This is a genomic window from Jeotgalibacillus haloalkalitolerans, from assembly GCF_034427455.1.
Taxonomy (GTDB): Bacteria; Bacillota; Bacilli; order Bacillales; family Jeotgalibacillaceae; genus Jeotgalibacillus; species Jeotgalibacillus haloalkalitolerans.
Genome location: NZ_JAXQNN010000004.1, coordinates 208,455 through 232,370 on the forward strand (window position 1 = coordinate 208,455; position 23,916 = coordinate 232,370).

Here is a 23,916-nt window from a genome sequence, read left to right on the forward strand (position 1 = left end):
CTCCTCCTAAATCCAATCGATTCTGATTGATCCGACATTTACATTCAATATAATCTTCACCTTTTGTGGTGCTGTTTCAAAGTCTTCAGAACGGAATTGAAGCGTTCTTGCGTGGGTTCCGTCAGTCCGGTCATTAAACAGTACGTTTTCTCCTACTGCTACATTTGAAACAATATGGACGCTCAGCTCCTCAGGGACAGTCATCTTAATATTTCCGACTCTGACAGATACATCTAACATTGTTTCCCCTTCGGAGATATACGCTTTTTTCAGATTAAATACATAGTTACCAACTGACTTATTCAGCTTCATATTTTCAAGTGCCCAGTTTTCTGAAGTGAAATTTTCATTGCCAATACTCATTGCGTGCTTAATTTGTGTTTTTCTTTCACGGGGTCCATCCTGCTGGTTCACTTCTTTTCTGCCGCCCATTCTGGGTTCACCGTAACTGAACTGGATTGAGCTTCTCTTTGCGATCAGTGAGATGGCAAATCCAATGAGTAATAGCGGCCATAACCGCCATATGTCTCCATAGCCGAATGAAATGTCTTTTGAAAAGAATGCTGCGGATAAGAGACCACCATATACAGTAAAGATCAAACCGCTTAAAATTCCTTTTCTTCTTGTAAAAAACTTAATCAGCTGCGCAATCCCGATGATTAATAAAATAACTGGGAGGATCAGTCCTGCAGCTGAGCCTTCAAGTTGTAATAAGCCCAGATTAACCATTAAAAGCAGCAGTCCGAAGACAAGCAGAAAGCTCGCACAGCCCCACTGTTTTTTATGAGCTCCTTCCATATCATCTCAACCTTTCCGTCAGACACTTTTATTTATTTTAAAATATCTGCCTGATTTCATGAAGCATCAGAGGAAGGAGCTTTCCTCAGTCCTCAGACGGAGGCCCGCCTTTTCATTAAATACTCATAAACCACTAGACAAAGAATCGCATACGTATATCCGAGCAGCCACCCGCCAATCACGTCTGTAAAATAATGCGCCTCATCCGGCATTCTGCTGAGACCTGCAAGAACTGAAATCAACATTCCAACTGCAAACATCAGTGCCTGCCCTGCTGCATCTCCTGACTTTTCAGTAATTAAATAAATGATAACAATTGCAGCAATCATACTGACCATTGCGTGACCACTCGGAAAACTGAAGCCATCTTCCAATCCGCCGGGACGCTGCCGTTCAGTCAGTGTTTTGATGAGCTTATTAAGGTAATTACCGCCGCCTACTGCCAGCAGGACAATCAGCATGCCAAGGTAGTGATTTCTCCTGAACCATAAATACAGAACAGCTGCGATACTGACAGTGGCTAAAAACCATTCTCCTCCAAGAAATCCGAAAAATAATAAAAAGTCCAGTCCGCTGAAAAAATCAGTACCAAATTGATCAATATCGCCTAACCCATTATCAAGATTCACTACAAGTAAAACTGCCGCTGCAAACGTTACAGCTGCCAGCGGATAAAACCATTTTTTCACGTTGTCCCCTCCTCCCTGCCTGCTTACATTATATAGCATTGAGCGAGTCGTCAAAAGAGTGAAAAAATTCGAGTCCCGTGATATACTGAGTCATCATTAAATGGTTTTTATGAAAGGAGCATACATATGAATGAAAAACTTTTTTCACTGTTAGATTCTTATTATGATGATATGGTCGCGCTCCGCCGTCACCTTCATCAGCATCCGGAGCTTTCTTTTGAAGAGAAGGAAACGCCTGCGCTGATTGAAGCATTTTACAAGGAGCTTGGCGTCGAAGTAAAAACAGGTGTTGGGGGCAACGGTGTAACAGCAGTCATTCAAGGGGGTAAACCCGGTAAAACCGTTGCACTGCGCGCTGATTTTGACGCCCTGCCGATCCAGGACGAGAAGGATGTTACTTATAAGTCCACAATTTCCGGAAAAATGCATGCCTGCGGTCATGATGGTCATACGTCAACACTCCTTCACCTTGCGAAAGCAATTCACACGATAAAAGATGAACTGCCTGGCACATACGTCATGATCCACCAGCACGCTGAAGAATATGCGCCGGGTGGTGCGATCAGCATGATTGAGGACGGCTGTCTGGACGGTGTGGATGTTGTATTTGGCACTCATCTTTGGGTTACGGGTGAACTTGGAGACATTGAATATCGTACAGGTCCAATCATGGCAGCAGCTGACCGGTTTGAAATTAAAATCCAGGGAGCAGGCGGTCACGGTGCTCAGCCTCACAAAACAAAGGATGCAGTAGTAGCAGGCTCACAGCTGGTTACATCTCTTCAGCAGATCGCAGCGAGACGGGTAAATCCGGTAGAATCAGCTGTCGTTTCTGTCGGCTCTTTTGTAGCTGAAAATGCATTCAACGTGATTGCAGATTCTGCAAAGCTGATTGGTACTGCCAGAACATTCGCACCGGAAGTCCGTGACCTTGTTGAAAAAGAAATAGGCAGAATTACTGAAGGCACATGCATTTCAACAGATTGCACCTATGAATATGATTACATCAGAGGCTATCCTGCTGTTGTAAATCATGAAAAAGAAACGGATTACCTTGTGAAGGTTGTCAACGAAATGCCAGGCGTACAGGCGGTGGAAAGTGAAATGCAAATGGGCGGAGAAGATTTCGCATATTACCTTGAACACAGACCGGGCACATTCTTCTTTACAGGAGCCAAGCCTGAAGGTGTAGACGTTCCTTATCCACACCATCATCCAAAGTTTGATATCAATGAAAAGGCTATGCTGCTCGCAGCAAAAACCTTAGGCAGTGCAGCGATACAGTACCACGAAGAAGACTAAGATATAACAAAAGCTGCTCCTGAAAAATTCAGGGGCAGCTTTTGTTTATTTATTCAGCTGTGTTGAAGATATGTGATATTTATGCACAGCTGGTGATTGTAGCGGAAGGGGGCGACTCCTGTGGCAGGAAGGACAGGTGAGACCGAGCATGGCAAAGCCTGCTGGCTCACCGCCCGGCCGCGAAGTCCCCCTGAAGCGGAAATCAACAGCCAACTTTAATAAAGCCATTTATTTTATATGATGTTTCTTAATCTGCGCAGGCACATACATCGATACAAACAGGATGACAAATGCAACGGAAGCAGCAGCCGTCATACCTGCAGCATACAGATCCAGCTTTGCAAGATTAATGATTGTAAATAGCATACCCTGCACAATAAGGATTTTCATCAGCAGCTTTTTAAATGATTCGTGACGGATACCAGCCTTCACCGGATACAGGTCAGGCCAGATTTTCAGCTCATGCTTTTTCAGCAATGGAATAAGCTGGAACCCTGTCAGGTAAAGGAATAAAAGAGCTGTAATGACCTTCAGCCAGAGGTTGTCCGCGCCTCCGATAATAACACCTGCAATAATCGTTAGCCTTACCCACAGACCAAAATATTCGTCAGATCGCAGGAATGTTCTTGTATACAGATAACTGTATGTAGCAGCAGGATTCAGCTCAGGTGTTTTCAGGAACGGGTCCATCCACTTTCTGCGCTTAGCCTGTCCTTTCAGATGCGGAACATCTGTGAACATATTTGCAAACCGGTAGAAACGGTGCAGTCTCGCATTTTCAAGATCAATCAGCAATTCCCATTTTAACGATTTTTCTCTTGTCAGCACCATAAAAGCAGTCAGATAACCTATAATCAACACTGCGATCATGACAGACATCCAGGCTGGCGTTTCTGCAAAGATTGACCATAGAAAAGCTATATTTAACAGTAATCTTACTGCGAGATCTGTATAGTGGCTTGAAAGCTCCTGGTATCTGAGCATGATCCATCTCATGACAAGATTCCATACCTTCAGCACAAGAATAACGCCTAACAGCCAGATAAAATCCGAAAACGCAGCGCCGGTTGTCTGCACATATAAAGGCATGGCAGCAGCGAGTAATACGAGTACAATATATGACTGGAAAAAGAAGCTTGAAACCAGTGCATTGACAAAGTAGCGCTTCATCTGTCCCTCAAGCGGGGTCAGGTAAACCTTATCAGGCTCCTGCAAATACGTATACACAGGACTCATTGTAACTGCAATCCCAATCACTGCAGCAATTAATATACCGGATGGGAACGTTTCATCAAGCGTCATGACCCAGTTGCTGTATACATAGCCTCCCCCGCCGACTGCAAAGATCAGCACAAACATCAGATGCCCATTAAAAATATAGCGCATGTACTTCTGCAGCTCTTTTTGATAATCAGACAGCCTTGAGGTCCAAAGATCATGAATGTGTTTCATTGGACTCTTCCTTTGTCAGCTGAATATAAATATCATCGAGTGTGGCATCAGGCATACTGAATTCATTTCTAAGCGTCTGGAGCGTTCCGCGCGCACGGATTTTCCCTTCATGCAGAATGATAAAAGAGTCACAATAACGTTCTGCTGTAGCAAGAATATGCGTAGACATTAAAATTCCCGCTCCGCCTGCTTTCATCTCCTCCATCAAATCAAGAAGTGACTGGATTGCAAGTGGATCAAGCCCGACAAAGGGTTCATCAATAATATAAAGGCTGGGGTTGATCAGGAAAGCACACATAATCATTACCTTCTGCTTCATTCCTTTTGAAAAATGGGCAGGGAACCACTTCATCTTCCCTTCCATACGGAATTTTTTCAGCAGAACAGGCACCCTCTGTTCATATTCCTTTTCCGAAATTCCATAGGCCATCGCAGTCATTCGCAAATGCTCCTCAAGCGTCAGTTCATCATAGAGGATCGGTGCTTCCGGTATATAGGAAAACTGTTTTCTGTACTCATCCGCGTTCTGCTTCAGCTGCAGACCATTAATTGCGACGGTTCCTTTGTGCGGCTCCATCAATCCGATAATATGTTTAATGGTTGTACTCTTACCAGCCCCGTTTAATCCAATTAAGCCGACAATTTTACCAGGCTCCATTTCAAGGCTGATCTCTTTTAAAACCGGACGTCTCGTATAGCCGCCGGTCAGATCCCTGATTTCTAATAATGACATGAATTTCTTCCTTTCTATTCAACTAGGTATGTTAATTATACTGTTATTCATCAACCTTTTCAGCGTATAAATGAACATGATTTATTTGCACTCTGAAAGTCTGTTCACAGCTGATCATTTACGCGGAAGGCGGGGACTCCAGCGGCGGAAAGGGACAGGTGAAACCGTCCGGCGCAGCCGGAGGGGTTCACCGCCCGGCCGCGGAAAGCTTCCGCCTGGAGCGTAAATGATCAGCAAGCTTCTTAAAAAACATATTCTATATAATGACAGCATTGTAGCATACAACTGAACTTACTATGGTAGAATAAACTTAATTTACTGATGAAAGGATGAAGAATATGAGTGACTGCATTTTCTGCAAGATTATTGACGGTGAGATTCCATCATCTAAAGTATATGAGGACGAGCACGTCTATGCGTTTCTTGATATCAGTCAAGTAACAAAAGGTCATACGCTGGTGATTCCAAAAACACATAAAAAGGATCTTCATGAGCTGACACCTGAGATTGCTGCAAACCTGTTTTCTGTAGTCCCGAAAATCGCAAATGCCATCAGAGATACTTATAGCCTGAAGGGTGTAAATCTGCTGAATAATAACGGTGAATTCGCAGGACAGAGTGTATTTCACTATCATCTTCATATTCTTCCGCGTCACGGTGAGGAAGACGGTTTTAAACCGGTGTGGGAAGTACATACGGATGACTATTCTAATGATGAGCGGAATGAAATTGCAACAGCAATTGCTGCAAAAATTAATTAGTAGGAAATAAGATTCAGCCATGGTATAATGATGCTAATTTTCGCTGACAGTCACGAGGACATGTCAGGAAAAAAATCAGTTTAGCTTAGGAGAGATGAGTTATGAACACGAGAACACTCGTAGCACTAGCACTTTTTGCAGGGATGGGTACAGCTTTACACTTACTGATTCCGGGGACACTGACAATGAAGCCTGATATGTCATTGTTAATGATGTTTTTAGGTATTTTATTATTCCCCGGCGTTAAAAATGTTTTGCTGATCGGTCTTGCAACAGGTATTTTATCAGGCCTTACAACAACATTCCCGGGTGGATTCCTGCCGAATGTGATTGATAAGCCAATTACGGCATTTGCTTTTTACGGTATCATTCTGCTGGCAGGTAAGTTTGCACGTAAGCCTGCGGGTGCCGGTGTGCTTGCAGCAGTCGGCACCCTGATCTCAGGAACAATCTTCCTTGGATCTGCCGCACTTCTTGTCGGCCTTCCGGGTCCAATTATGGCACTTGCACTATCTGCTGTCGTACCTGCAATTGTCGTTAACGGTCTGTTAATGGCTGTGATGTATCCTGTTGCACAGGCGATTATGAGACGATCTAATCTGGTCGAATCTGCTGCCTGAACCTGCAAAGCTGTTCCCCTTTTATGAGGGGGCAGCTTTTTTCATGTGCAGGCTGAGCTGCACACAATTCTTTGGCAGGTTTATCTCCAAACCAAATAGGTTAAAATACATAGTATAAGCGTGCTGACGCCTGTAATCAGCACTCTTTGAAGCTTTATCCTTCTGGAGGGATATAAAGTTTTTTTAGCTAAATCTGCTGCACATATGATCAACAGCACTAATGAGATCAGCGTACATATGGTTAGGATCACTTTAATATACACCACGAAATGATTCCTCCTGTCCATGAATACTTTGGACAGTTTATGAATTACTATATACAATAAGAATACAAATACAAAAAGGGATGTGGTTGGGATGAATTTCAAACAATTTTCACTTGGCTTGGTTGTCGGATTAGCGGCAGGAGCAGCAGCATCACTTATATCGGCTCCTCAATCAGGTGAAGAACTTCGTGGAACAATTAAAAACACAAAAGATAACTGGCGCGAGCATATGCTTGAGCTGCAGATGAACCTGCAAATTGTAAAAGAATCAATTGCTGACGCTTCAAAGGAAAGTAAGGAATCTCTCCGCGTAGTGGCAGCGGAACTAAAGGATTCCATCCAGGCGTGGAGACGCGAAGCAGATCCTGCGATAAACAATCTTCAGGAAGAGCTTGCTGCAATTCAGGCCACAATGGAAGAACTCGAAAAAACAATTAACCAGGACAGCAAAGAGCCACAGCCAAGCTCTTAAAAAAAACAGCCCGCGGGCTGTTTTTTCTTTTGTCGTGAAATCATTATCCCGGATAAAATTTCTACATACAGTTCATTACCTTACCGTGTACAGGTAAATCTATTTTATTAGAAAATTTAATTTATTCTTACCTTTCATTCGTTTTACTTTATTGCTATAATGTTTGAAAATGAACTAATATTCCTATTACTCTAAAATCTTTTATGAAAGAAGGTGTAACAATGGATGATAAATTATACTCAATGAAAGAGGCGATGATTTTCAGCCAGCGGATGGCCCAGCTGAGCAAGGCATTATGGAAAGCAATCGAGAAAGACTGGCAAAACTGGATCAAGCCCTATGACCTGAATATCAATGAACACCATATCCTCTGGATTGCTTATCATTTAAAGGGTGCATCCATTTCAGACGTTGCCAAATTTGGTGTTATGCACGTATCCACAGCCTTTAACTTTTCAAAAAAGCTTGAAGAAAGAGGCTATCTTGAGTTCTCAAAGCGTGAGAATGATAAGCGGAATACGTATATTAAGCTGACCGAAAAAGGTGACGAGCTTCTGCTTGAATTAATGGAGAACTATTCACCTGAGACACATTCAGTTTTTGAAGGGGCTGCCCCATTACGTGAAATCTACGGTAAATTCCCTGAAATGATGGATGTCATGGCGATTGTGAAAAACATCTATGGTGATGATTTCATGAAAATTTTTGAGACATCCTTCAATAATATAGAAACGGAATTTTCTGAAGTTGAAGGAAAAATCAAGAAAAGCAGAACGGCTGATCCGGTCAAACAGATCGCATCACCCTGACGATTCAATCCTGTCATGAAAAAGGATCTCCCACCCTTTTTCATGACAGGATTTTGTTTTGGTAAATTAAATATTAATTTTTTCATTTTCCTATTGCAACTTTCTGCAGATGAGAGTAAAGTAGCTCTCGTAGCTTTTCTAAAAAAAATCGTCATGAACGGAGGCGATCGTGTTGCATTGCTGGAAATCAATTAATGTAAAGAAACAGTATGGATTTTACCGCATCTTTTTTCTTTCTGCGATTCTTGTCCTGACTGTTTTTTCATTTTTACATGTATCAATACAATTAATTTTCGACCAACCAATGTATGATCAATATTTTTTATGGTTTGCGATCGGATTTTTCTTAATATATCCACTTCACAAAGTGTTTCACACACTGCCGCTTGCGGGATTTATGAGCCTGATCCAGTTAAAAACCAGATTTCATTTTTTCTGTGTACCTATTATGTCTGTCAGAGTAAACAAGCCTATTCCAAAAGTATTTTTTATCATGGCGCTGGTTTCACCATTTCTTTTAATCAACGGGCTATTATTGTATGGAACAACCTTATTTCCCGGTTATGCTCACTATTTTACGATTTTAATTGCTTATCATTCAGGCATTTGCCTTGTAGACTTTCTTTATGCCAGATCGTTATTTAAATCTCCTAAAGGTGCTTTTATCGAAGAAGATGATGATGGATATGAAATTCTTGTACCTGTAAAGGAAACACAATATCCCGGCATTTAAAAGCTGACTGATCAGACATATTTAACAGCTCTCTCTGTTATTTATGTCTGATTTTTGTTATTGTAGTACTTAGAGACGAGGAGGGGGAACATGGTTTCCGTAATTGGATTATTTATCGCATTTACCGTATTTATTATTTATGCCATTAATCGAATGACTAATAGACTTTGTGAACAGAAGGAAATCCCGAACGAACGGCAGCCAAAAGTCTTCCGTACGATCAATATTCTGATCCTGATTTTACTTCTGTCTTCTTACGTTGAGATTCTTTATACGTAATGATGAACTTAAATATGTAAGCTGATAAAGGTGCCTGTGATGGCATCTTTTTTATTTGTAAAAAAGAGGCTGGAATTTTTTTATTCCAGCCTTTTTAATCGTTTCGCTGCGCTTTTCTGTTTGTCCAGCTCCGGCAGGCAGGGACTAGTGCGCTTCCCTCAGCTCCTTAAGATAAGTCAACATCAGCTCACTACGTTCACTGTGTTTCCTTTATCTCAACCCGCTTCAGTCCAGCGCATACGTCCCTTAACGCCTGCCTACGCTTTTCTTTGTTGTCCAGCTCCGGGCGCTAGCTCCTAGTGTCATAAGTCACCCATCGACCAACGGGAAAGTTCACCCATTTTTCGCTGTGCGTCTTATGCCCGTCGGAGCTGACCAAGCGCCCTGCGCTTTTCTTAGAACCAAGCGCTGCCGATGATGATCAACAGGATGAATAGGACAACTAGCAGGGCAAATCCTCCGTGGTTGTAACCTTTTTCGTGTGACATGAATATGTCCCCCTTTCTTTATAAGTTTTTAGTACAGCCAGGCTGCGCCAACAATAACAAGGAGGATAAATAGGACGACGATTAATGCGAATCCTCCGCCTTTACCACATGACATGGAGACCCCTCCTTTCTTATGTATGGTATTCAATTCATTTCAAAGAAGCGTGGGCTTGACGCTTATCTTTTTTAAAAATGGAATGATTGTGAAAACAATACTAAGGTTTGGGGAAATATGTTATAGTATGCTTTGTAGATTTTTACACCATAGAGAGATCGTGAGGAGAGGAAATACATGAAAAAGTGGATTGCAGCAACATCGTTAACACTAAGTGTGGCAGCACTTGCAGCATGCAGTGATGAGGAAGCAAGTGAAGTTGTGGTATCAACGAACGCAGGAGATATTACAAAAGAGGAATTATACCAGGAGATGAAGACGACTGTTGGGGAGCAGGCGCTTCAGATGATGGTATTGGAACAGGTTCTTCAGGATAAGTATGAAGTGAGCGAAGAACAAGTTGACGCAGAATTGGAATCAATGAAAGAACAATATGGTGGTCAGGAACAGTTTGAAATGGTTCTTTCACAACAGGGTTATTCTGAAGATACTTTCCGGGACACAATTAAATTAAACCTCCTTCAGGAGAAAGCTTTAACAGAAGACGTTGAAGTGACTGAAGAGGAAATTCAGCAGAAATATGAACAAATGCAAAAAGAAGTGAATGCAAGACATATTCTTGTGCAGGACGAAGAAACTGCGCTTGATGTGAAGCAGCAGCTTGAAGACGGCGCTGATTTTGCAGAGCTTGCAAGAGAAGTATCCACTGAACCTGCTGCCCAGGAAACTGGCGGTGAACTTGGATTCTTCAGTGCGGGAGATATGGACCCTGCATTTGAAGAAGCTGCATTCAGCCTGGAGCCAAATGTGATCAGCGAGCCGGTTGAATCAAGTTTTGGATGGCACATCATTGAAGTAACAGAAACGCGCGAAGCTGAAATTGGCAGCTTTGAGGAAATGAAGGAAGAAATCGAACATGACCTGAAGCTTGCGAAGGCTGACCAGACACAGGCAAGTGCGATGATCCAGGATATGATGAGAGAAGCTGAAATTGACATTAAAGATGAAGATCTCAGCACAACATTTGATGCATTCCTGTCACAGCCTGAACAGCCAGCTGCTGAAGAAGAGCCAGCAGAAGAAGATACAGAGGAATAATAAAGAAAAGTGGAAGGCGCTCGTTCAGCTCTCAGGCTTAAGCCGAGGAGCGGAAAACGGGTGCCTTTTCCCGTTTACCGATGCGTGGCTTATGACCCGAAGAGCTAGCGCCTGGAGCTGGACATTAGAAAAGCGGAAGCAGGCTTTTAGCCCCGACAAGCATAAGACGGAATGAGAGAATTGGGTGACCTTCCCCATTTTCTCATTCCGTCTTATGACTCGAGGGGCTGCCTGCTGGAGCTGGACATTAAAAAAGCGGAAGGCATAGCTGCCTTCCACTTTTCTAATCCTTATATTCAGCCGGTAAACGCTTCTTCTTCTCTTTCATCATACGCTGAATATAGGTTTTTCCGTGTTCTTCAATAAAATCTTTTTCCTGTTTTCTGTCCTGATAAGCTGTTTTGACAAACATCACAAGACTGAGAACGGCTCCCCCGATTGCAAGGTCGATCCATATTGGAAACATCTGCACGCCTCCTGCACTGAATTCTTACTTTACTTTATGCAGGCACGTACAAGCTTATGACTAGTCCTGATCGTACATATGCGGGCGGTAGAATGATCTGTTTTCAAGCGCGAATACTCTTTCCGTGTATTCTCCTGGATTCGTTCTGCTGATCACTCTGTCCATCATCACCATTTTCGCATCGATATTATCAATATAATGCAGAATCTCAGCCTCCATCAGCATTGGCGGCTTCGGTGATCCCCATTCAGCTTTTCCGTGATGGGAAAGAATCATATGCTGTAATAAGAGTACTTCTTCCGCTTCAATTTCAAGCTCTTTAGCAGCTTCCGCAATCTCATTCACCATAATCGAAATATGACCAAGCAGATTTCCTTCAAGTGTATAAGTCGCTGATACTGCCCCTGATAATTCTTTTACTTTCCCCATATCATGCAGGATGATTCCGGCATAGAGAAGATCTTTGTTTAATGATGGATACTGCTCTGCCAGAAACTTTCCGAGCCTCAGCATGGATACAACGTGAAAAGCCAGACCAGAGACAAACTCATGGTGATTTTTCGTTGCAGCCGGATATTCCATAAATGACTTTTGATATTTTTTCAGCAGGTGACGTGTAATGCGCTGGATCACCGGGTTTTTCATTTCAAAAATATACTGCGTTAATTCTTCTGTCATTGATTCGACTGATAATGGAGCTGTCTCCAGGAAATCCCCCATTTTCACGTTGTCCTGAGCAGAAGCAGGTCGAATCTGTCTGAGTCTCAGCTGGTTTTTGCCGCGGTAGTTATGGATCTCCCCTGCCACTTTTACAATTGTCTGCGGCTGATACTTGCGCTCTTCCTCGTCGCCTGCATCCCACAATTTTGCTTCAATATCACCGCTTCTGTCCTGAAAAATCAGTGTTAAAAAAGGTTTCCCCGCCGTTGTTACACCTTTAGTCATTTGTTTTATCAGTAAATACTGATCTACAGGATCTCCCGGGTTTAAAAAAGTAATTCCTTTCATCTGCTACCTCTCCTTTTGTCTGTTATATGTATTTCAAATTTGGCTTTTACATGTTGGCTGATGATTTCCACTTCAGATGTAAATAGAGTTAAATGCAACACCAATAAGAACATTTGTTCTTTTATTATATCATTTTTCACATGAACATAAATAGAAATAACCGGCAGCTGTACCGGCTATCTCAGTGTTTCTTTATGGTTATTCTTTTTTAGATAGTTTTAAGGCCTGTTTAATATCCTTTAGCGACGAGGAATTTCCGTACATCAGAACGCCTCCCCGGTAAACCTTTGCCCCAAACCATCCTAACACTAAAATCGTTAGAAGCGTTAGCAATATGGCAATAGCAGGCTCCCAAAATGGAATATTCAGCATTCCCACCCTTGTAAACATTACGAGCGGTGTAAAAAACGGAATATATGAAGTAACGGTAATGAACCCTGCTTCAGGTGATGCGAGCCCGTAGAAAGCAAGCAGTGCGCCACCAACGATGAGAATATTGACTGGCATCAGTACCTGCTGGAGATCTTCAGTTCTGCTGACAAGTGAGCCTAGAAATGCAGCGAGTGTGGCATACAGGAAATAGCCAAGAATAAAGAACACGACGCCATAAATAATGGTACTGATTGATCCGGATGAAAAGTCAAATAATGAATAAACGCCCCCTTCAAGCGAATCACTGCTTACATTCACTGAAACAATCCCGACTGTTGCCCAGATAAAAATCTGAGTCAGCCCAACAAGGCCGATACCGAGAATTTTAGCAAAAATCTGCTGAATCGGCGGTACGCTTGAGATCAGGATTTCCATTACACGGGATGATTTTTCTGTTGCCACTTCTGTTGCGATCATCATAGAGTAAATGAGCACTGACATATAGATCACGAAAATTAATACATAGACTAACCCTCTCGCCTGGTCAAGCTCCTCTGCTGATTTTGCAGATTCAACATAAGCTGACTGTGAAAATGACACCGGCATGTTTAACGTAGCTAATTCATCTGCACTTAATGACAGGCGGTTCGCTGCCATATTTGACTGAATCGTCTGAAGGGCTGCCTGCAGATCACCTGAGTAGGAATTTGCAGTGAGAGAAGCCGATAAATAGTCAGCCTGTATTCTTCCCACTTCCGTCATATTTACTGTAAGAAGTGCATCAAAATCTCCATTCTCAAGCTGACTCTCCAGTTCTTCAAGACTGGCTTCTCCTCTTGTTATGTCAATAGAATTATTCAGGATCCCCATCTGGGCGGATAGATTGTCTGCAATATCTGTATCTTCTTCATACACAACAACCTGCCACTGCTCTTCATCACCATTGCCACCACCATCAAAAATTGAGGTGATCGACTGAAAATTGGTCGCTCCAATAATGACTAAAGTAAAGATGATGGTCGTAATAATAAAGGATCTGGATTTGACTTTATTCATAAATGACTTTGCAAGAATTAAACCGAATCTATTCATAAGAAGCACCTGCCTTTTCGATAAAGATATCGTTCAGTGAAGGTTCTTCGAGTGAAAACTGACGGATAAAGCCTTTTGGCTGAAGGTAAGAGAGAATCTCCTGTGATACTTCTTCATTTTCGATTTGCAGTTCTGCCCCGCCGATCAGCTTTTTAACCTTCACTACACCTGGCAATGCTTCAATACCGGCAAGATCGAAATTAGCTTTAATCAGCAGGTTTTTTTTACCAAAGTCTCTTTTAATCTCATTTAATTTCCCCTGGACAATTGGGGCTCCCTTATGAATAATGCACAGACTTTCGCACAGCTCCTCGACGTGCTCCATCCGGTGACTTGAAAACACAATCGTCGTCCCCTGACTTTTCAAATCATCGACTGCCTTTTTCAGGAGTTCAACGTTGACCGGATCAAGACCGCTGAAAGGCTCATCGAGAATCAGCAGATCCGGTTTATGTATAACGGAAGTAATAAACTGTATTTTTTGCTGGTTACCTTTTGACAGTTCCTCTACTCTTTTATTTTCATATTCGGGCACATTGAATTTTTCAAGCCAGCCGGTCAACTCTTCCTCAGCGGCTTTTTTATCCATGCCTCTCAACCGCGCTAAGTAGACAACCTGTTCCTTCACCTTCATCTTAGGATAGAGCCCTCTTTCTTCAGGAAGGTAACCGATATGCTGACTCGTATGATAACCGATTGAATCGCCATTCCAGCTGATTGTGCCTTCTGTGCTGTCAATCAGCCCGAGAATCATCCGGAAAGTTGTTGTTTTACCCGCTCCATTTGCACCAAGGAAACCGAACATTTCACCCTTTGGTATTGTCAGCGAAAGGTTGTTCACAGCTGTATGAGCGCCAAACCTTTTTGTGACATTGTCAATCTTTAACATGACATTTCCCCCTTTTGCCTGCTCCTCTATTTTATACGGAAAACATAGTGAAAAGGTTCATTTTTTTCAGAATTTCTCCACTTCACGTGATGAGGCTGCTGTGTAATAATAAACATACGGACAAAAAGGAGATGAATGGAATGGATATTTACAAAATCACGGCTTTTAGTAAAAAAGGGGAACTGCTTTTTGAAGATTCCTTCGAAGCGGAAAATGATGACGCAGCAAAGAAAATCGGGGAAAAGCGCCTTGAAGAAGAAGGCATGCTCGATCACACCCACCGCGTCGTATCACCTAGAGGAAAGTTAGTTGTTTTTCATACATAAAGAAATGCGGGGCGCCTCTCAGGCGTCCCGCTTTTTTTTAATTCCCTCTGAAAACAGGCTTTCTCTTTTCTGCAAATGCCTGAATCCCTTCCATATGATCGTTCGTCTGTCTCATTCTCCACTGCGCTTCTTTTTCCATTTCAAGTATTTCTTCAAGCTGTGCTTTTCTGCTCCCTCTAAGAATTGTTTTCGACTCCATCATCGCTTTTACAGGGCTGTGATTAATCGTCTGAACAAATGCTTCCGCTTCTTCAGTGACACGACCTTCAGCAGTCACCTTATCAATTAACCCCATTGAATAAGCTTCGTGACCATTCAAGATCTCACCTCTCCAGATTGTATGCAGCGCTTTTTGCGTACCGAGACGCTCCTGCATGAAGAAATGACCGCCCCCATCCGGAACAAGTCCAATCCCGATAAAGTTCATGGCAAGCTTACTCTGCTCTTCAGCAAAAATCACATCAGTTGAAAGTGCCAGACTGAGTCCAAGTCCTGCTGCTGCACCATGAATTGCACTAACTGTGATTTTCGGCATTGTATATAACGTAACTGACAAGTCATTAATAACTTTCATAAAATGCTGAAAATCCTCTTCACCATTCATCTTAAGCATGCCTTTAATATCTCCGCCTGAACAGAATCCCTTTCCTTCACCCCTCAGCACCAATACCTGTAAATCAGAATCCCGCTTGATTTCATTAAGTGCATCCTGCAGATCTGTCATTAACTGCAGATTTAATGCATTCAGACTTTCCGGTCTGTTGAATGTTAACCAGACTGTATTCCCCTGTACATCAACCTTTAAAGTTTCATACTGTTTTTCCATGTGAATCACTCCATCCCCTAAAAATGAATCTCCATTCACTTATTCCCTGTCCAGCCGTGAATATCCTTTAATATTTCAAAATTGGTTTAATGTTCTTAGAAAAAACTTTTCCACTTTATGATTACAGTGATTTTATACCTAAATCCAATCCTTATATAGTATTATAGATCTATAAAAGTTTTTTCGTTTTAATATTAACTTCTGAATCAGTAAAGACGATATTACTTAAAGAGGAACCCTTAAGGAGGATTTTTTAACGATGATCTGGGCACGAACGAAAGAAAAGAAAATTGATCTGGCAGTCATTGCTGACAATTATAAAAATCAGGTAAAAATTGACCTGCCAAAAGAAATTACAACACCTAAACAGTTGAGTATGATCTCACTTTCAACATACGACCTGCAGATTCTGATGGCTTTTCAGCCGTATGTAACTGAAAATATTGACGGGATTGTATCTCATTTTTATAAAACAATCGGACATGAGCCGCAGCTGCTATCTATTATTAATGAACACAGCTCCATTGAACGACTGAAAAAAACGTTAACGATTCATATTCAGGAAATGTTCAGCGGGAAAATTGATCAGCAATTTATCCAGAAAAGAAACCGGATTGCAGAAGTACATCTGCATATCGGTCTGGATCCTAAATGGTATATTGCTGCATTCCAGGATTTATTAAATTCGTTTATTGATATGACTGAAGCACTTCCCTTCAATGAAAAGGATAAATTCAGCCTGATTCGTGCCGTTTCGAAAATATTGAACCTTGAAATGCAGATCGTGCTTGAAGCATATGAAAATCAATTTCAGCAGAAGCTGATGGCTGAGCAAAACCATCTTGAAGAATTGCTGGATACATTAAGAACCAGCGCTGCTGCTTTATCAGATAACAGCAGTTCAACAAGTGAAAATGTACGTCAGATGAAAGAAGCACTCAGTCAGCTGTCAAATCGTGCACAAAACGGTTCCCAGGTAGCGACTGACCTGCAGAATAAAACAGGTGAAGAGCAGACACGCCTTGATAAGACGAAGAAAGAAAGCGAACAGATTTCCAATAAAATGCAGTCTACAGAGCAGAATATTAAAGAATTGAATAACCTGAACAGCCAGATCTCCGAGGTTGCAAATATGGTTACATCTATTGCGGATCAGACAAATCTGCTCGCGCTGAACGCCTCAATTGAAGCTGCGCGTGCGGGTGAGCATGGAAAAGGATTTGCTGTTGTAGCGGATGAAGTGAGAAAACTTGCTGAAAATACAAAGGAATCCGTTGCACAGGTATATGATCTGCTGAAGGATACAAATGTGAAGACAAAAACAATTGAAGGTTCTATTTTTGAACTGAAGGAATTGTTCAGGTCAGAGCGTGACAGTATTATCTCTACCAGTGATTCATTTGAAGGAATCATGTCTGTGATGAATGAACTGAAGGTTCAAAATACGCAGATTGATGCGGATGTAAGCCGTCTTGTGATCACATTGGATGAGATCTCTGAAAAAGCTGCCGGAGTCGCAGAAGCTGCTGCCTCACTTGAAGAAAGAGCATGAAAAAAAGCCGCTTACAGGTTTCCCTGTAAGCGGCTTTATCATTACTGTTCGTTATTTTCCATTGCACCATAAAGCTCTTCAAGTGGCTTCATGATCACTTTGTTAAGCTCCTGAATTGTCATGCTCATGCGCTGTTCAGCCTCCATCAGCTTTGCAATCAGCTCGTGCTGCTGTACAAGCTGCGCTGTTTTTTGCGCCTGCTCGATTTCTTCCTGTGAAATTTCTTCACCGTTCATTTGCTTTTGTTGAAGAGAAAGCTGAATGTTGCGGAAGTTCTCAAAGATCCCTTTCGCTGATTCATCGCTGTTTACAGCGTCATACATTTCTTTTAACTGAGTGAATTCCTCACTCTGACGAATTGCACTTTCTAATTCATTTGCCTGATCATACAGATTTACTGCCATTTGTAAAACCTCCTAAGTTAATCGCTCTTCCATGTTTCCCCTCAAAAATCAGTCTTAAACATGATCTGATTCAGAGACCGGTTAATAACACAAATGCTCCCTGAATAAGTCCAATTAACCCGCCGAGCAGTGCACCAAGATAGGTGATCATTTTAAATTCCCTTTTTGAAATGCCGAGTACAAGTTCCTCAAGGCGTGACACTTCAAAAGAATCCACCTGTTCTCTGACAATTTCCTGCAGCTTCATTTTTGCCAGAATATCCTCAATCCGTTCAATCAGAATATCCTTTGCTTTTGATGATGCTTTTGGGATCAAATCCTCAATCAGCCTGTTTTCAAGCGGCTGAATAACACTGCCGAACGGTTTGCCCATCCATTCATTCAGGTTCATCCGTTCTTTTAATACGCCCTGGAGCCGGATAATGAGATCACGGTCAGTGACAATCGAGAATGCCCGTTCCCACTGCCAATCCTTCACTTTTTCCCACTCTTTGTGCAAAACCTGTTCGAGTATATCATGTGTTCCTGGATGTTTCAAAAATTTAATGATTTCAGGCTGAACTTTATCAGCAAGTGATGTATTCCCCATGACCATCTGCACCATACTGCCAAGCGTACCGCGTGTTTTCAGGAAATCATCGATCATCGTCTGGACTTTTTCTTTTCCTTCTTCAGAGGCAAAATAATCTTCGCCTTTTTCAAGAATGTACGTGCTCACTGTCGTCACTTTACGGTCCAGCCGCTCCTGCCATTGTACAGGCAGTGTCTCACGCAATGTTAAAAACATATACTTTTCCTTTAATTGCTCATACTGTCCTTCAATCCAGCCGTCCATTGTACGTTCCAGATAAGGAACCGGTGATTCAAGATCAAACCGCTTCAGCACCGTTTCAACAGAATCATCAATCTGAAATACTTTGCTTCCTTCTTTTTGAAGCCAGGCTGTAAGTGCTCTTTCTTTTTCTGAATTCAGAAATTTCGCCTTCAAACTTTCAGCAGTCAACAGGTGATTTACAACCATCAGCCCCAGCTGACGTGCAAGCTCTTCCCTTCTCTTCGGGATCAGCCCTGGGGTAAAAGGCACACGCCATTTTCCTATATAAACCGGTTTATACGGTCTGAACAGCATCTTAATTGCCAGGCTGTTGGTAAACCCGCCAATGATCGCTCCGACCGTCATCATGATCAACAATAAAATAACAATATCCATAATCTCACCTTCCACTATACTCTTCCTGTTCAGTATAGCAGAATACAGTTGTGATGGTTAAAATGACCTTTTAATCGTGCTGAAAAGTCTTTACAGCTCCTGCACTTCAGACTCAGCTTATGTTCAGATTTCCATTTCATTCATGCTATAATTGTGAAAAACAATTGGCGGGGGAGAAATATGATACAGCACTTTCAATATCAGAAGTTATACTCAAAGGATTTGCCGGGATGGCGTTTTTCTTTTACTTATATGGGTGAACAGGTACAGGGGATTTATCATAAGAACGGAAAAATCGAATGGATCTCTGATGCACCTGAGAAAGACCAGAACAAAGTCATTCAGCAGATTCATGATTTAATGCTCTTTCATGTTTATGGTGATTAGCGTTGTATATGAACCGCCTGATTCACATATATTATGAATCAGGGGGGTGCTTTCGATGAAGCGTCATTTGTCTTTCCTTCCCGATACTTCTTATGAAGGCCGGGACGAGGCTGCAATGGATGTGGACCGTTTTATCAATGAAGGAATGGCAGGTGGAAGTGTGTTCCGCTATGGTCACAGGACAAACATCGAGGAAGCAAGAGATTTAGAATCTGAAGCCCCGCCGGCTGATTAATTGCCGGCTGACAAAACGGCCATCCGGCCGTTTTGTTGTGTAATAAAAAGAATCGTGATATTTTAAATGCATTCATACATAGAAACAGGGTGGTTTTATGTCAGTTTTCCAATCAATTCTTCAGATGTTTCCAGATGCAAGACAGTCCGATCACATGCGGTCTGAGGACTATCCCCACTACACCTGGTACCGTGATGCTGATTCCGACCAATTTATCGGTTTTTCAAAAAGCTCACTTTCAAACAGAGAAAAAGATCTGCTTTCCCTGATTCTGACTCCCTCTGCCGAGCCTCCATCCGGACCTGCCGGGGAATGGCTGAGGTTTCTATCAGAAGAAAATGCAAAATGTCCTTATGATCAAGGTAAGGTTTTCAGGATGGTGCAATATATCAGTGACACACCGTTTCAGACAGAAGGTGAGCATGCGCTTCACTATGTATTTTCTAATGAAGCAATCGTTGTTCAGACAGATGAATACAGCGGGTTTGTCATTGAACCGCAAACAGAGGATACACTCGCACTTGAAGAGATGGCATCAGCAGCTCAGGCGATCGAAAATGACCTTGAAATGAAAGTGACTTTTTTTGCCGGATCATTTCACAGCGCCGGTGCAAATATAAAAACCATGCTTGAGATGGAAAGAGCCTGGTTTGAACGCCATATTCCTTTCGAATCCAAGCGGTCAGTCCTTTCCCTTTTTGATGTGATGCCGATTAATCTGATGAACCGTTTTTCTGAGTTTGAAAAAGACACGTTATTTGCGGCTATTTTTGAGCTGTTTGACACTGAACGTGACCTGCCGAAAATTATACAAAGCTTCGTTGAAAATCTTTCAAATGTCAGCTCTACCGCAAAGCTACTGTATATGCACCGTAACAGCCTACAATACAGGCTGGATAAATTCAGTGAAAAAGCAGGGATTGATATTAAGACGTTTAATGGCGGGTTAATTGCCTATTTTGCCTGTCTTGAGTGGAATCAGAGGATCTCTAAGAATGAGGACTGGTCATTGTGACGAATGATCAGTTCTTTTTTTGTGCAATCTGTCCATTGGAAAGGCTTACATTGAAAGTTACAATGAGACTACATCAAACGTACATCACGTACATAATGGAGGAATTAACATGGCAGAGTTAAAAATGCAGAATATCTACAAAATTTATGATAAAGACGTAACAGCAGTATCAGACTTTAACCTTCACATTAAAGATAAAGAATTTATCGTATTCGTTGGTCCATCTGGTTGCGGTAAGTCAACAACGCTTCGTATGGTTGCAGGTCTTGAGGAAATTTCAAAGGGTGACTTCTACATTGACGAAGAGCGTGTAAACGATAAAGCACCGAAAGACCGTGACATTGCGATGGTATTCCAGAACTACGCACTATACCCTCACATGAGCGTATATGACAACATGGCATTCGGACTGAAGCTTCGCAAATTTGATAAAGCTGAAATTGACAAGCGAGTAAAGAACGCTGCTAAGATCCTTGGTCTTGAAGCACTTCTTGACCGTAAGCCAAAAGCACTTTCAGGTGGTCAGCGTCAGCGTGTTGCGCTTGGTCGTGCAATCGTTCGTGACGCAAAAGTATTCTTAATGGATGAGCCGCTTTCAAACCTTGATGCAAAGCTTCGTGTTCAGATGCGTGCTGAAATCGCTAAGCTTCACCAGCGTCTTCAGACGACGACAATCTACGTAACACACGATCAGACTGAAGCGATGACAATGGCGACACGTATCGTTGTTATGAAAGATGGAGTCATTCAGCAGGTTGGTTCACCTAAAGAAGTATATGACAATCCTGAAAACGTGTTTGTTGGCGGATTCATCGGTTCTCCGGCAATGAACTTCTTCAGCGGTAAGCTGACAGATGCAGGCTTTGAAGTAAAAGGCCAGACGCTTCAGGTTCCTGAAGGTAAAATGAAGACACTGCGTAATCAGAATTATGTTGGAAAAGATATTATCCTGGGTGTACGCCCTGAAGATATTCACGATGAGCCAGTATTCATCGAATCAGCTGCAGGATCTAAATTCCTTGCTGACATTGAAGTTTCTGAGCTTACAGGTGCTGAACTGATGCTTTATTCTAAGCTTGGTGATCAGGACTTTGTAGCACGCGTTGATTCACGTTCAGATATTAAAGCAGGACAAAAAGTTGAGCTTGCTTTCAACCTGAACAAGTGCCACTTCTTTGATGTGGAAACTGAGCAGCGCATCCGATAAGTTGGTTACCCCCTTTAACCATATAGAAAAAGGCCCGCTCCTTTGTTGAGCGGGCCTTTTCTAGTCATTACCGGTCAATATTGACCATATTAAGCGGCTGGATCCATTCATCATACTGTTCTTCAGTCAGGTAACCCGTCTTGACTGCAGCTTCTTTTAACGTTGATTCATCGTTAAAGGCAAGTTTGGCAATTTCAGCAGCCTTTTCATAACCGATATGAGGGTTCAAAGCCGTAACGAGCATTAAAGAATTCTCTACGTGCTTTGCAATAATATCAAGGTTTGCTTCAATTCCCGATGCACACTTATCGTTAAATGTGTTCATGCCATCAGCAAGCAGTGTGATTGACTGCAGGAAGTTGTAGATAATTACAGGCTTGAAGACATTCAATTCAAAATTCCCCTGGCTCGCTGCAAATCCGATTGTTGCATCATTTCCCATGATCTGAGTCGTAATCATCGTCAGTGCTTCACTCTGCGTCGGGTTGACTTTACCAGGCATAATTGAGCTTCCCGGTTCATTTGCAGGGATGGTAATTTCACCGATCCCACTTCTCGGACCGCTTGCAAGCCATCTGATATCATTTGCGATCTTCATCAGATCTGCTGAAAGACCTTTCAGTGCCCCATGCAGATAGACGATTTCATCGTGGCTTGTCAGCGCATGGAATTTGTTATCAGATGAATAAAAAGGAAAACCTGTCTGCAGGACGAGCTGCTTGGCTACACGCTTGCCAAACTCTTCATGTGCATTGATCCCTGTCCCGACTGCGGTTCCTCCAATTGCGAGAGAGAGAATATGTTTATTGGCCTCCTGAATCATTGTATTAGAGCGTTCAAGCATGGCACGCCATCCACTGATTTCCTGACCCAGCGTCAGCGGCGTTGCATCCTGAAGATGTGTTCTTCCGATCTTAATCACTTCATAAAATTCTTTTTCTTTTTGATAAAACGTATCTGTCAGGTTATTCAAAGCCGGGATCAGCTTACTGCACACAGCCCGGTAAGCTGCAATATGCATCGCTGTCGGGAATGTATCGTTTGAGCTCTGAGACATGTTTACATCATCATTCGGATGAACCTTCTCATCCACCCCTTCATCTGCCAGTAATTGATTCGCTCTGAACGCCACCACTTCATTCACATTCATATTGGACTGGGTACCGCTTCCCGTCTGCCACACAGACAAAGGGAAATGCTCATCGAGATCGCCATTCAGGATCTCATCACATGCTTTCACGATTGCCTTTTTCTTATGTAAAGAAAGTTTTTCAAGATCATAGTTTGCAACAGCTGCAGCTTTCTTCAGTTCAGCAAATCCATAAGTCACTTCAAGCGGCATTTTCTCAATTCCGATCGGGAAGTTTTCCAGACTTCGCTGAGTCTGAGCGCCCCAGTGTTTATCAGCAGGTACCTGTACCTCACCTAATGTATCTCTTTCAGTACGAAAATTCATATCCAAAACCCCTTTCCAAATGATTGTATGAATATTGTAACATTTCCCTTAACTTAACTCACTTACACCACCTTAATCAATTATCTTTCCGAATGTCCTGAAGTAAGCTACACTGATAAAAAAGAGTTCAGACAGGAGGTTTCATGATGAATATCGCATTATTCGGATCGACAGGAAGAGTAGGCAGTGTGATTCTTGAACGCGCCCTTGAAGACGGTCATCACGTGCAGGCGCTGGTCCGTGATACCGGGCTGAAAAGTCATCATTCTAACCTGACTTACATAACAGGGGATGCATCGGTAAAAGAAGATGTGGAAAGTACAATTAAAGGTGCAGACGCAGTGATCAGCGCGCTTGGCACTGACAAAAATGATGCGCTGACAAAATCAATGATTCATATCCTGCCTGCTATGAGAAAGCATGGCCTCAGACGTATTATTACCATAGGAACTGCAGGTATACTTGATTCAAAAAGAGAGCCGGATAAATTCCGTTTCCATTCTTCTGAATCTAACAGGCGATTAAGTACTGCTGCTGAAGATCACTGCAGGGCTTATCTGATGCTGAAAGAAGCCGGACTCGACTGGACTGTTGTGTGTCCAACTTATCTGCCGGATGGTGAGCGGATCGGAAAATACCGGATAGAAGTCAATACGCTGCCGGATGAGCCGTCGAGTATTTCGATGTATGACACTGGTGATTTTGCTTATTCTCTTCTATTAAATAATGAGCATGTGCGGGAGAGAGTCGGGATTACTTATTAAGATGACTGGTTTTTCATAACCGCTGACCTTCGCGCCAGGCGGACGCTTTCCGCGGCCGGGCGGTGAGCCCCTCCGGCTTTGCCGTATGGTCT

At 42.4% G+C, this 23,916-nt stretch carries 29 protein-coding genes; 15 read left to right on the forward strand and 14 right to left on the reverse strand.

Features of this window, described 5'->3' with window-relative positions; genetic code table 11:
- Positions 1 to 6 precede the first annotated feature (6 nt).
- Together liaF and UFB30_RS12550 are read right to left on the reverse strand one after the other, a co-directional pair.
- A complete protein-coding gene (liaF, locus tag UFB30_RS12545; protein WP_322422040.1) occupies positions 7 to 798 on the reverse strand; it encodes a cell wall-active antibiotics response protein LiaF in 792 nt (263 codons plus the stop codon).
- Between the two features lie 92 nt (positions 799 to 890).
- Complete coding sequence (locus UFB30_RS12550) at positions 891 to 1,487, reverse strand: phosphatase PAP2 family protein (protein ID WP_322422041.1); 597 nt, start codon at positions 1,485 to 1,487, stop codon at positions 891 to 893.
- 126 nt (positions 1,488 to 1,613) lie between these two features.
- On the opposite strand from UFB30_RS12550, the gene UFB30_RS12555 reads away from it, so the two are divergent.
- Complete coding sequence (locus tag UFB30_RS12555) at positions 1,614 to 2,789, forward strand: amidohydrolase (RefSeq protein ID WP_322422042.1); 1,176 nt, start codon at positions 1,614 to 1,616, stop codon at positions 2,787 to 2,789.
- Positions 2,790 to 3,017: 228 nt separating this feature from the next.
- Here UFB30_RS12555 and UFB30_RS12560 read toward each other — a convergent pair whose 3' ends face one another.
- A complete protein-coding gene (locus UFB30_RS12560; protein ID WP_322422043.1) occupies positions 3,018 to 4,241 on the reverse strand; it encodes an ABC transporter permease in 1,224 nt (407 codons plus the stop codon).
- Positions 4,225 to 4,974, reverse strand: a complete 750-nt coding sequence (locus UFB30_RS12565) for an ABC transporter ATP-binding protein (protein WP_322422044.1) — start codon at positions 4,972 to 4,974, stop codon at positions 4,225 to 4,227. The genes UFB30_RS12560 and UFB30_RS12565 overlap by 17 nt, the downstream gene beginning before the upstream one ends.
- Before the next feature lie 338 nt (positions 4,975 to 5,312).
- On the opposite strand from UFB30_RS12565, the gene UFB30_RS12570 reads away from it, so the two are divergent.
- The 6 genes from UFB30_RS12570 (at position 5,313) to UFB30_RS12595 (ending at position 8,914) form a co-directional block, all read left to right on the forward strand.
- Positions 5,313 to 5,735, forward strand: coding sequence for an HIT family protein (locus UFB30_RS12570; RefSeq protein ID WP_322422045.1), 423 nt, complete (start codon positions 5,313 to 5,315; stop codon positions 5,733 to 5,735).
- A gap of 101 nt (positions 5,736 to 5,836) precedes the next feature.
- Positions 5,837 to 6,355, forward strand: coding sequence for a tryptophan transporter (locus UFB30_RS12575; protein ID WP_039808312.1), 519 nt, complete (start codon positions 5,837 to 5,839; stop codon positions 6,353 to 6,355).
- A gap of 357 nt (positions 6,356 to 6,712) precedes the next feature.
- Positions 6,713 to 7,093 (forward strand): YtxH domain-containing protein, encoded by a 381-nt coding sequence (locus tag UFB30_RS12580; RefSeq protein ID WP_322422046.1) that lies wholly within the window; start codon positions 6,713 to 6,715, stop codon positions 7,091 to 7,093.
- Between the two features lie 221 nt (positions 7,094 to 7,314).
- Positions 7,315 to 7,902, forward strand: coding sequence for an HTH-type transcriptional regulator Hpr (locus UFB30_RS12585; protein WP_322422047.1), 588 nt, complete (start codon positions 7,315 to 7,317; stop codon positions 7,900 to 7,902).
- 172 nt (positions 7,903 to 8,074) lie between these two features.
- Positions 8,075 to 8,635: a DUF3267 domain-containing protein gene (locus UFB30_RS12590; RefSeq protein ID WP_322422048.1), complete on the forward strand. Its 561-nt coding sequence runs from the start codon at positions 8,075 to 8,077 to the stop codon at positions 8,633 to 8,635.
- 90 nt (positions 8,636 to 8,725) lie between these two features.
- The gene (locus UFB30_RS12595) at positions 8,726 to 8,914 is read left to right on the forward strand and encodes a hypothetical protein (protein WP_039808300.1); all 189 of its coding nucleotides are present in this window, start codon (positions 8,726 to 8,728) and stop codon (positions 8,912 to 8,914) included.
- A gap of 395 nt (positions 8,915 to 9,309) precedes the next feature.
- Here the strand turns inward: UFB30_RS12595 and UFB30_RS12600 are convergent, their stop codons facing one another.
- Together UFB30_RS12600 and UFB30_RS12605 are read right to left on the reverse strand one after the other, a co-directional pair.
- Positions 9,310 to 9,402: a YjcZ family sporulation protein gene (locus UFB30_RS12600; RefSeq protein WP_322422049.1), complete on the reverse strand. Its 93-nt coding sequence runs from the start codon at positions 9,400 to 9,402 to the stop codon at positions 9,310 to 9,312.
- A 28-nt stretch (positions 9,403 to 9,430) separates the two neighbouring features.
- Complete coding sequence (locus tag UFB30_RS12605) at positions 9,431 to 9,517, reverse strand: YjcZ family sporulation protein (RefSeq protein ID WP_039808298.1); 87 nt, start codon at positions 9,515 to 9,517, stop codon at positions 9,431 to 9,433.
- Between the two features lie 177 nt (positions 9,518 to 9,694).
- Between UFB30_RS12605 and UFB30_RS12610 the strand changes: the two genes are divergently transcribed.
- On the forward strand, positions 9,695 to 10,615 hold the full coding sequence (locus UFB30_RS12610; RefSeq protein WP_322422050.1) for a peptidylprolyl isomerase: 921 nt from the start codon (positions 9,695 to 9,697) through the stop codon (positions 10,613 to 10,615).
- A 283-nt stretch (positions 10,616 to 10,898) separates the two neighbouring features.
- Here UFB30_RS12610 and UFB30_RS12615 read toward each other — a convergent pair whose 3' ends face one another.
- From UFB30_RS12615 to UFB30_RS12630, 4 genes are all read right to left on the reverse strand, one after another.
- Positions 10,899 to 11,081: a sporulation YhaL family protein gene (locus UFB30_RS12615; protein ID WP_322422051.1), complete on the reverse strand. Its 183-nt coding sequence runs from the start codon at positions 11,079 to 11,081 to the stop codon at positions 10,899 to 10,901.
- 60 nt (positions 11,082 to 11,141) lie between these two features.
- Entirely contained in the window at positions 11,142 to 12,089 is a 948-nt protein-coding gene (gene yhaM, locus UFB30_RS12620; protein WP_322422052.1) for a 3'-5' exoribonuclease YhaM, read from the reverse strand.
- Between the two features lie 198 nt (positions 12,090 to 12,287).
- The gene (locus UFB30_RS12625) at positions 12,288 to 13,553 is read right to left on the reverse strand and encodes an ABC transporter permease (protein ID WP_322422053.1); all 1,266 of its coding nucleotides are present in this window, start codon (positions 13,551 to 13,553) and stop codon (positions 12,288 to 12,290) included.
- Positions 13,546 to 14,442 (reverse strand): ABC transporter ATP-binding protein, encoded by an 897-nt coding sequence (locus UFB30_RS12630; protein ID WP_322422054.1) that lies wholly within the window; start codon positions 14,440 to 14,442, stop codon positions 13,546 to 13,548. Before UFB30_RS12630 ends, UFB30_RS12625 begins: the two co-directional genes overlap by 8 nt.
- A 140-nt stretch (positions 14,443 to 14,582) precedes the next feature.
- Here UFB30_RS12630 and UFB30_RS12635 point away from each other — a divergent pair, with 140 nt between their 5' ends.
- Complete coding sequence (locus tag UFB30_RS12635; protein ID WP_322422055.1) at positions 14,583 to 14,768, forward strand: YhzD family protein; 186 nt, start codon at positions 14,583 to 14,585, stop codon at positions 14,766 to 14,768.
- Positions 14,769 to 14,805: 37 nt separating this feature from the next.
- Here the strand turns inward: UFB30_RS12635 and UFB30_RS12640 are convergent, their stop codons facing one another.
- On the reverse strand, positions 14,806 to 15,594 hold the full coding sequence (locus UFB30_RS12640) for an enoyl-CoA hydratase (protein ID WP_322422056.1): 789 nt from the start codon (positions 15,592 to 15,594) through the stop codon (positions 14,806 to 14,808).
- A gap of 259 nt (positions 15,595 to 15,853) precedes the next feature.
- Here UFB30_RS12640 and UFB30_RS12645 point away from each other — a divergent pair, with 259 nt between their 5' ends.
- On the forward strand, positions 15,854 to 17,146 hold the full coding sequence (locus UFB30_RS12645; protein ID WP_322422057.1) for a globin-coupled sensor protein: 1,293 nt from the start codon (positions 15,854 to 15,856) through the stop codon (positions 17,144 to 17,146).
- Positions 17,147 to 17,187: 41 nt separating this feature from the next.
- Here the strand turns inward: UFB30_RS12645 and UFB30_RS12650 are convergent, their stop codons facing one another.
- Together UFB30_RS12650 and UFB30_RS12655 are read right to left on the reverse strand one after the other, a co-directional pair.
- Positions 17,188 to 17,550 carry a YlbF/YmcA family competence regulator gene (locus UFB30_RS12650; RefSeq protein WP_039808276.1) on the reverse strand — a complete coding sequence of 121 codons (363 nt, stop codon included), beginning with the start codon at positions 17,548 to 17,550 and terminating at the stop codon, positions 17,188 to 17,190.
- A 70-nt stretch (positions 17,551 to 17,620) separates the two neighbouring features.
- The gene (locus UFB30_RS12655) at positions 17,621 to 18,760 is read right to left on the reverse strand and encodes a DUF445 domain-containing protein (protein ID WP_322422058.1); all 1,140 of its coding nucleotides are present in this window, start codon (positions 18,758 to 18,760) and stop codon (positions 17,621 to 17,623) included.
- Positions 18,761 to 18,940: 180 nt separating this feature from the next.
- On the opposite strand from UFB30_RS12655, the gene UFB30_RS12660 reads away from it, so the two are divergent.
- The 4 genes from UFB30_RS12660 to UFB30_RS12675 all read left to right on the forward strand — a co-directional run bounded on the left by UFB30_RS12660 (position 18,941) and on the right by UFB30_RS12675 (position 21,604).
- A complete protein-coding gene (locus tag UFB30_RS12660) occupies positions 18,941 to 19,147 on the forward strand; it encodes a DUF5342 family protein (RefSeq protein WP_322422059.1) in 207 nt (68 codons plus the stop codon).
- 55 nt (positions 19,148 to 19,202) lie between these two features.
- A complete protein-coding gene (locus tag UFB30_RS12665) occupies positions 19,203 to 19,382 on the forward strand; it encodes a hypothetical protein (protein WP_322422060.1) in 180 nt (59 codons plus the stop codon).
- Positions 19,383 to 19,479: 97 nt separating this feature from the next.
- Complete coding sequence (locus tag UFB30_RS12670; RefSeq protein ID WP_322422062.1) at positions 19,480 to 20,397, forward strand: helix-turn-helix domain-containing protein; 918 nt, start codon at positions 19,480 to 19,482, stop codon at positions 20,395 to 20,397.
- Positions 20,398 to 20,506: 109 nt separating this feature from the next.
- Positions 20,507 to 21,604 carry an ABC transporter ATP-binding protein gene (locus tag UFB30_RS12675; protein WP_322422063.1) on the forward strand — a complete coding sequence of 366 codons (1,098 nt, stop codon included), beginning with the start codon at positions 20,507 to 20,509 and terminating at the stop codon, positions 21,602 to 21,604.
- Between the two features lie 67 nt (positions 21,605 to 21,671).
- On the opposite strand, the gene fumC is transcribed toward UFB30_RS12675, so the two are convergent.
- Positions 21,672 to 23,060 carry a class II fumarate hydratase gene (fumC, locus tag UFB30_RS12680; RefSeq protein ID WP_322422064.1) on the reverse strand — a complete coding sequence of 463 codons (1,389 nt, stop codon included), beginning with the start codon at positions 23,058 to 23,060 and terminating at the stop codon, positions 21,672 to 21,674.
- 146 nt (positions 23,061 to 23,206) lie between these two features.
- On the opposite strand from fumC, the gene UFB30_RS12685 reads away from it, so the two are divergent.
- A complete protein-coding gene (locus UFB30_RS12685) occupies positions 23,207 to 23,824 on the forward strand; it encodes an NAD(P)-dependent oxidoreductase (RefSeq protein ID WP_322422065.1) in 618 nt (205 codons plus the stop codon).
- Positions 23,825 to 23,916: the final 92 nt, after the last annotated feature.

Bases quoted from the DNA above. Each gene is read 5' to 3' on its own strand.
- fumC (WP_322422064.1), bottom strand. From the start codon at position 23,060: ATGAATTTTCGTACTGAAAGAGATACATTAGGTGAGGTACAGGTACCT.
- UFB30_RS12675 (WP_322422063.1), top strand. From the start codon at position 20,507: ATGGCAGAGTTAAAAATGCAGAATATCTACAAAATTTATGATAAAGAC.
- UFB30_RS12585 (WP_322422047.1), top strand. From the start codon at position 7,315: ATGGATGATAAATTATACTCAATGAAAGAGGCGATGATTTTCAGCCAG.
- UFB30_RS12650 (WP_039808276.1), bottom strand. From the start codon at position 17,550: ATGGCAGTAAATCTGTATGATCAGGCAAATGAATTAGAAAGTGCAATT.
- UFB30_RS12640 (WP_322422056.1), bottom strand. From the start codon at position 15,594: ATGGAAAAACAGTATGAAACTTTAAAGGTTGATGTACAGGGGAATACA.
- UFB30_RS12595 (WP_039808300.1), top strand. From the start codon at position 8,726: ATGGTTTCCGTAATTGGATTATTTATCGCATTTACCGTATTTATTATT.
- UFB30_RS12605 (WP_039808298.1), bottom strand. From the start codon at position 9,517: ATGTCATGTGGTAAAGGCGGAGGATTCGCATTAATCGTCGTCCTATTT.
- UFB30_RS12560 (WP_322422043.1), bottom strand. From the start codon at position 4,241: ATGAAACACATTCATGATCTTTGGACCTCAAGGCTGTCTGATTATCAA.
- UFB30_RS12555 (WP_322422042.1), top strand. From the start codon at position 1,614: ATGAATGAAAAACTTTTTTCACTGTTAGATTCTTATTATGATGATATG.
- UFB30_RS12665 (WP_322422060.1), top strand. From the start codon at position 19,203: ATGAAGCGTCATTTGTCTTTCCTTCCCGATACTTCTTATGAAGGCCGG.
- UFB30_RS12625 (WP_322422053.1), bottom strand. From the start codon at position 13,553: ATGAATAGATTCGGTTTAATTCTTGCAAAGTCATTTATGAATAAAGTC.
- UFB30_RS12660 (WP_322422059.1), top strand. From the start codon at position 18,941: ATGATACAGCACTTTCAATATCAGAAGTTATACTCAAAGGATTTGCCG.
- UFB30_RS12670 (WP_322422062.1), top strand. From the start codon at position 19,480: ATGTCAGTTTTCCAATCAATTCTTCAGATGTTTCCAGATGCAAGACAG.
- UFB30_RS12575 (WP_039808312.1), top strand. From the start codon at position 5,837: ATGAACACGAGAACACTCGTAGCACTAGCACTTTTTGCAGGGATGGGT.
- UFB30_RS12600 (WP_322422049.1), bottom strand. From the start codon at position 9,402: ATGTCACACGAAAAAGGTTACAACCACGGAGGATTTGCCCTGCTAGTT.
- UFB30_RS12580 (WP_322422046.1), top strand. From the start codon at position 6,713: ATGAATTTCAAACAATTTTCACTTGGCTTGGTTGTCGGATTAGCGGCA.
- UFB30_RS12655 (WP_322422058.1), bottom strand. From the start codon at position 18,760: ATGGATATTGTTATTTTATTGTTGATCATGATGACGGTCGGAGCGATC.
- UFB30_RS12610 (WP_322422050.1), top strand. From the start codon at position 9,695: ATGAAAAAGTGGATTGCAGCAACATCGTTAACACTAAGTGTGGCAGCA.
- UFB30_RS12615 (WP_322422051.1), bottom strand. From the start codon at position 11,081: ATGTTTCCAATATGGATCGACCTTGCAATCGGGGGAGCCGTTCTCAGT.
- UFB30_RS12565 (WP_322422044.1), bottom strand. From the start codon at position 4,974: ATGTCATTATTAGAAATCAGGGATCTGACCGGCGGCTATACGAGACGT.
- yhaM (WP_322422052.1), bottom strand. From the start codon at position 12,089: ATGAAAGGAATTACTTTTTTAAACCCGGGAGATCCTGTAGATCAGTAT.
- UFB30_RS12685 (WP_322422065.1), top strand. From the start codon at position 23,207: ATGAATATCGCATTATTCGGATCGACAGGAAGAGTAGGCAGTGTGATT.
- liaF (WP_322422040.1), bottom strand. From the start codon at position 798: ATGGAAGGAGCTCATAAAAAACAGTGGGGCTGTGCGAGCTTTCTGCTT.
- UFB30_RS12645 (WP_322422057.1), top strand. From the start codon at position 15,854: ATGATCTGGGCACGAACGAAAGAAAAGAAAATTGATCTGGCAGTCATT.
- UFB30_RS12630 (WP_322422054.1), bottom strand. From the start codon at position 14,442: ATGTTAAAGATTGACAATGTCACAAAAAGGTTTGGCGCTCATACAGCT.
- UFB30_RS12635 (WP_322422055.1), top strand. From the start codon at position 14,583: ATGGATATTTACAAAATCACGGCTTTTAGTAAAAAAGGGGAACTGCTT.
- UFB30_RS12570 (WP_322422045.1), top strand. From the start codon at position 5,313: ATGAGTGACTGCATTTTCTGCAAGATTATTGACGGTGAGATTCCATCA.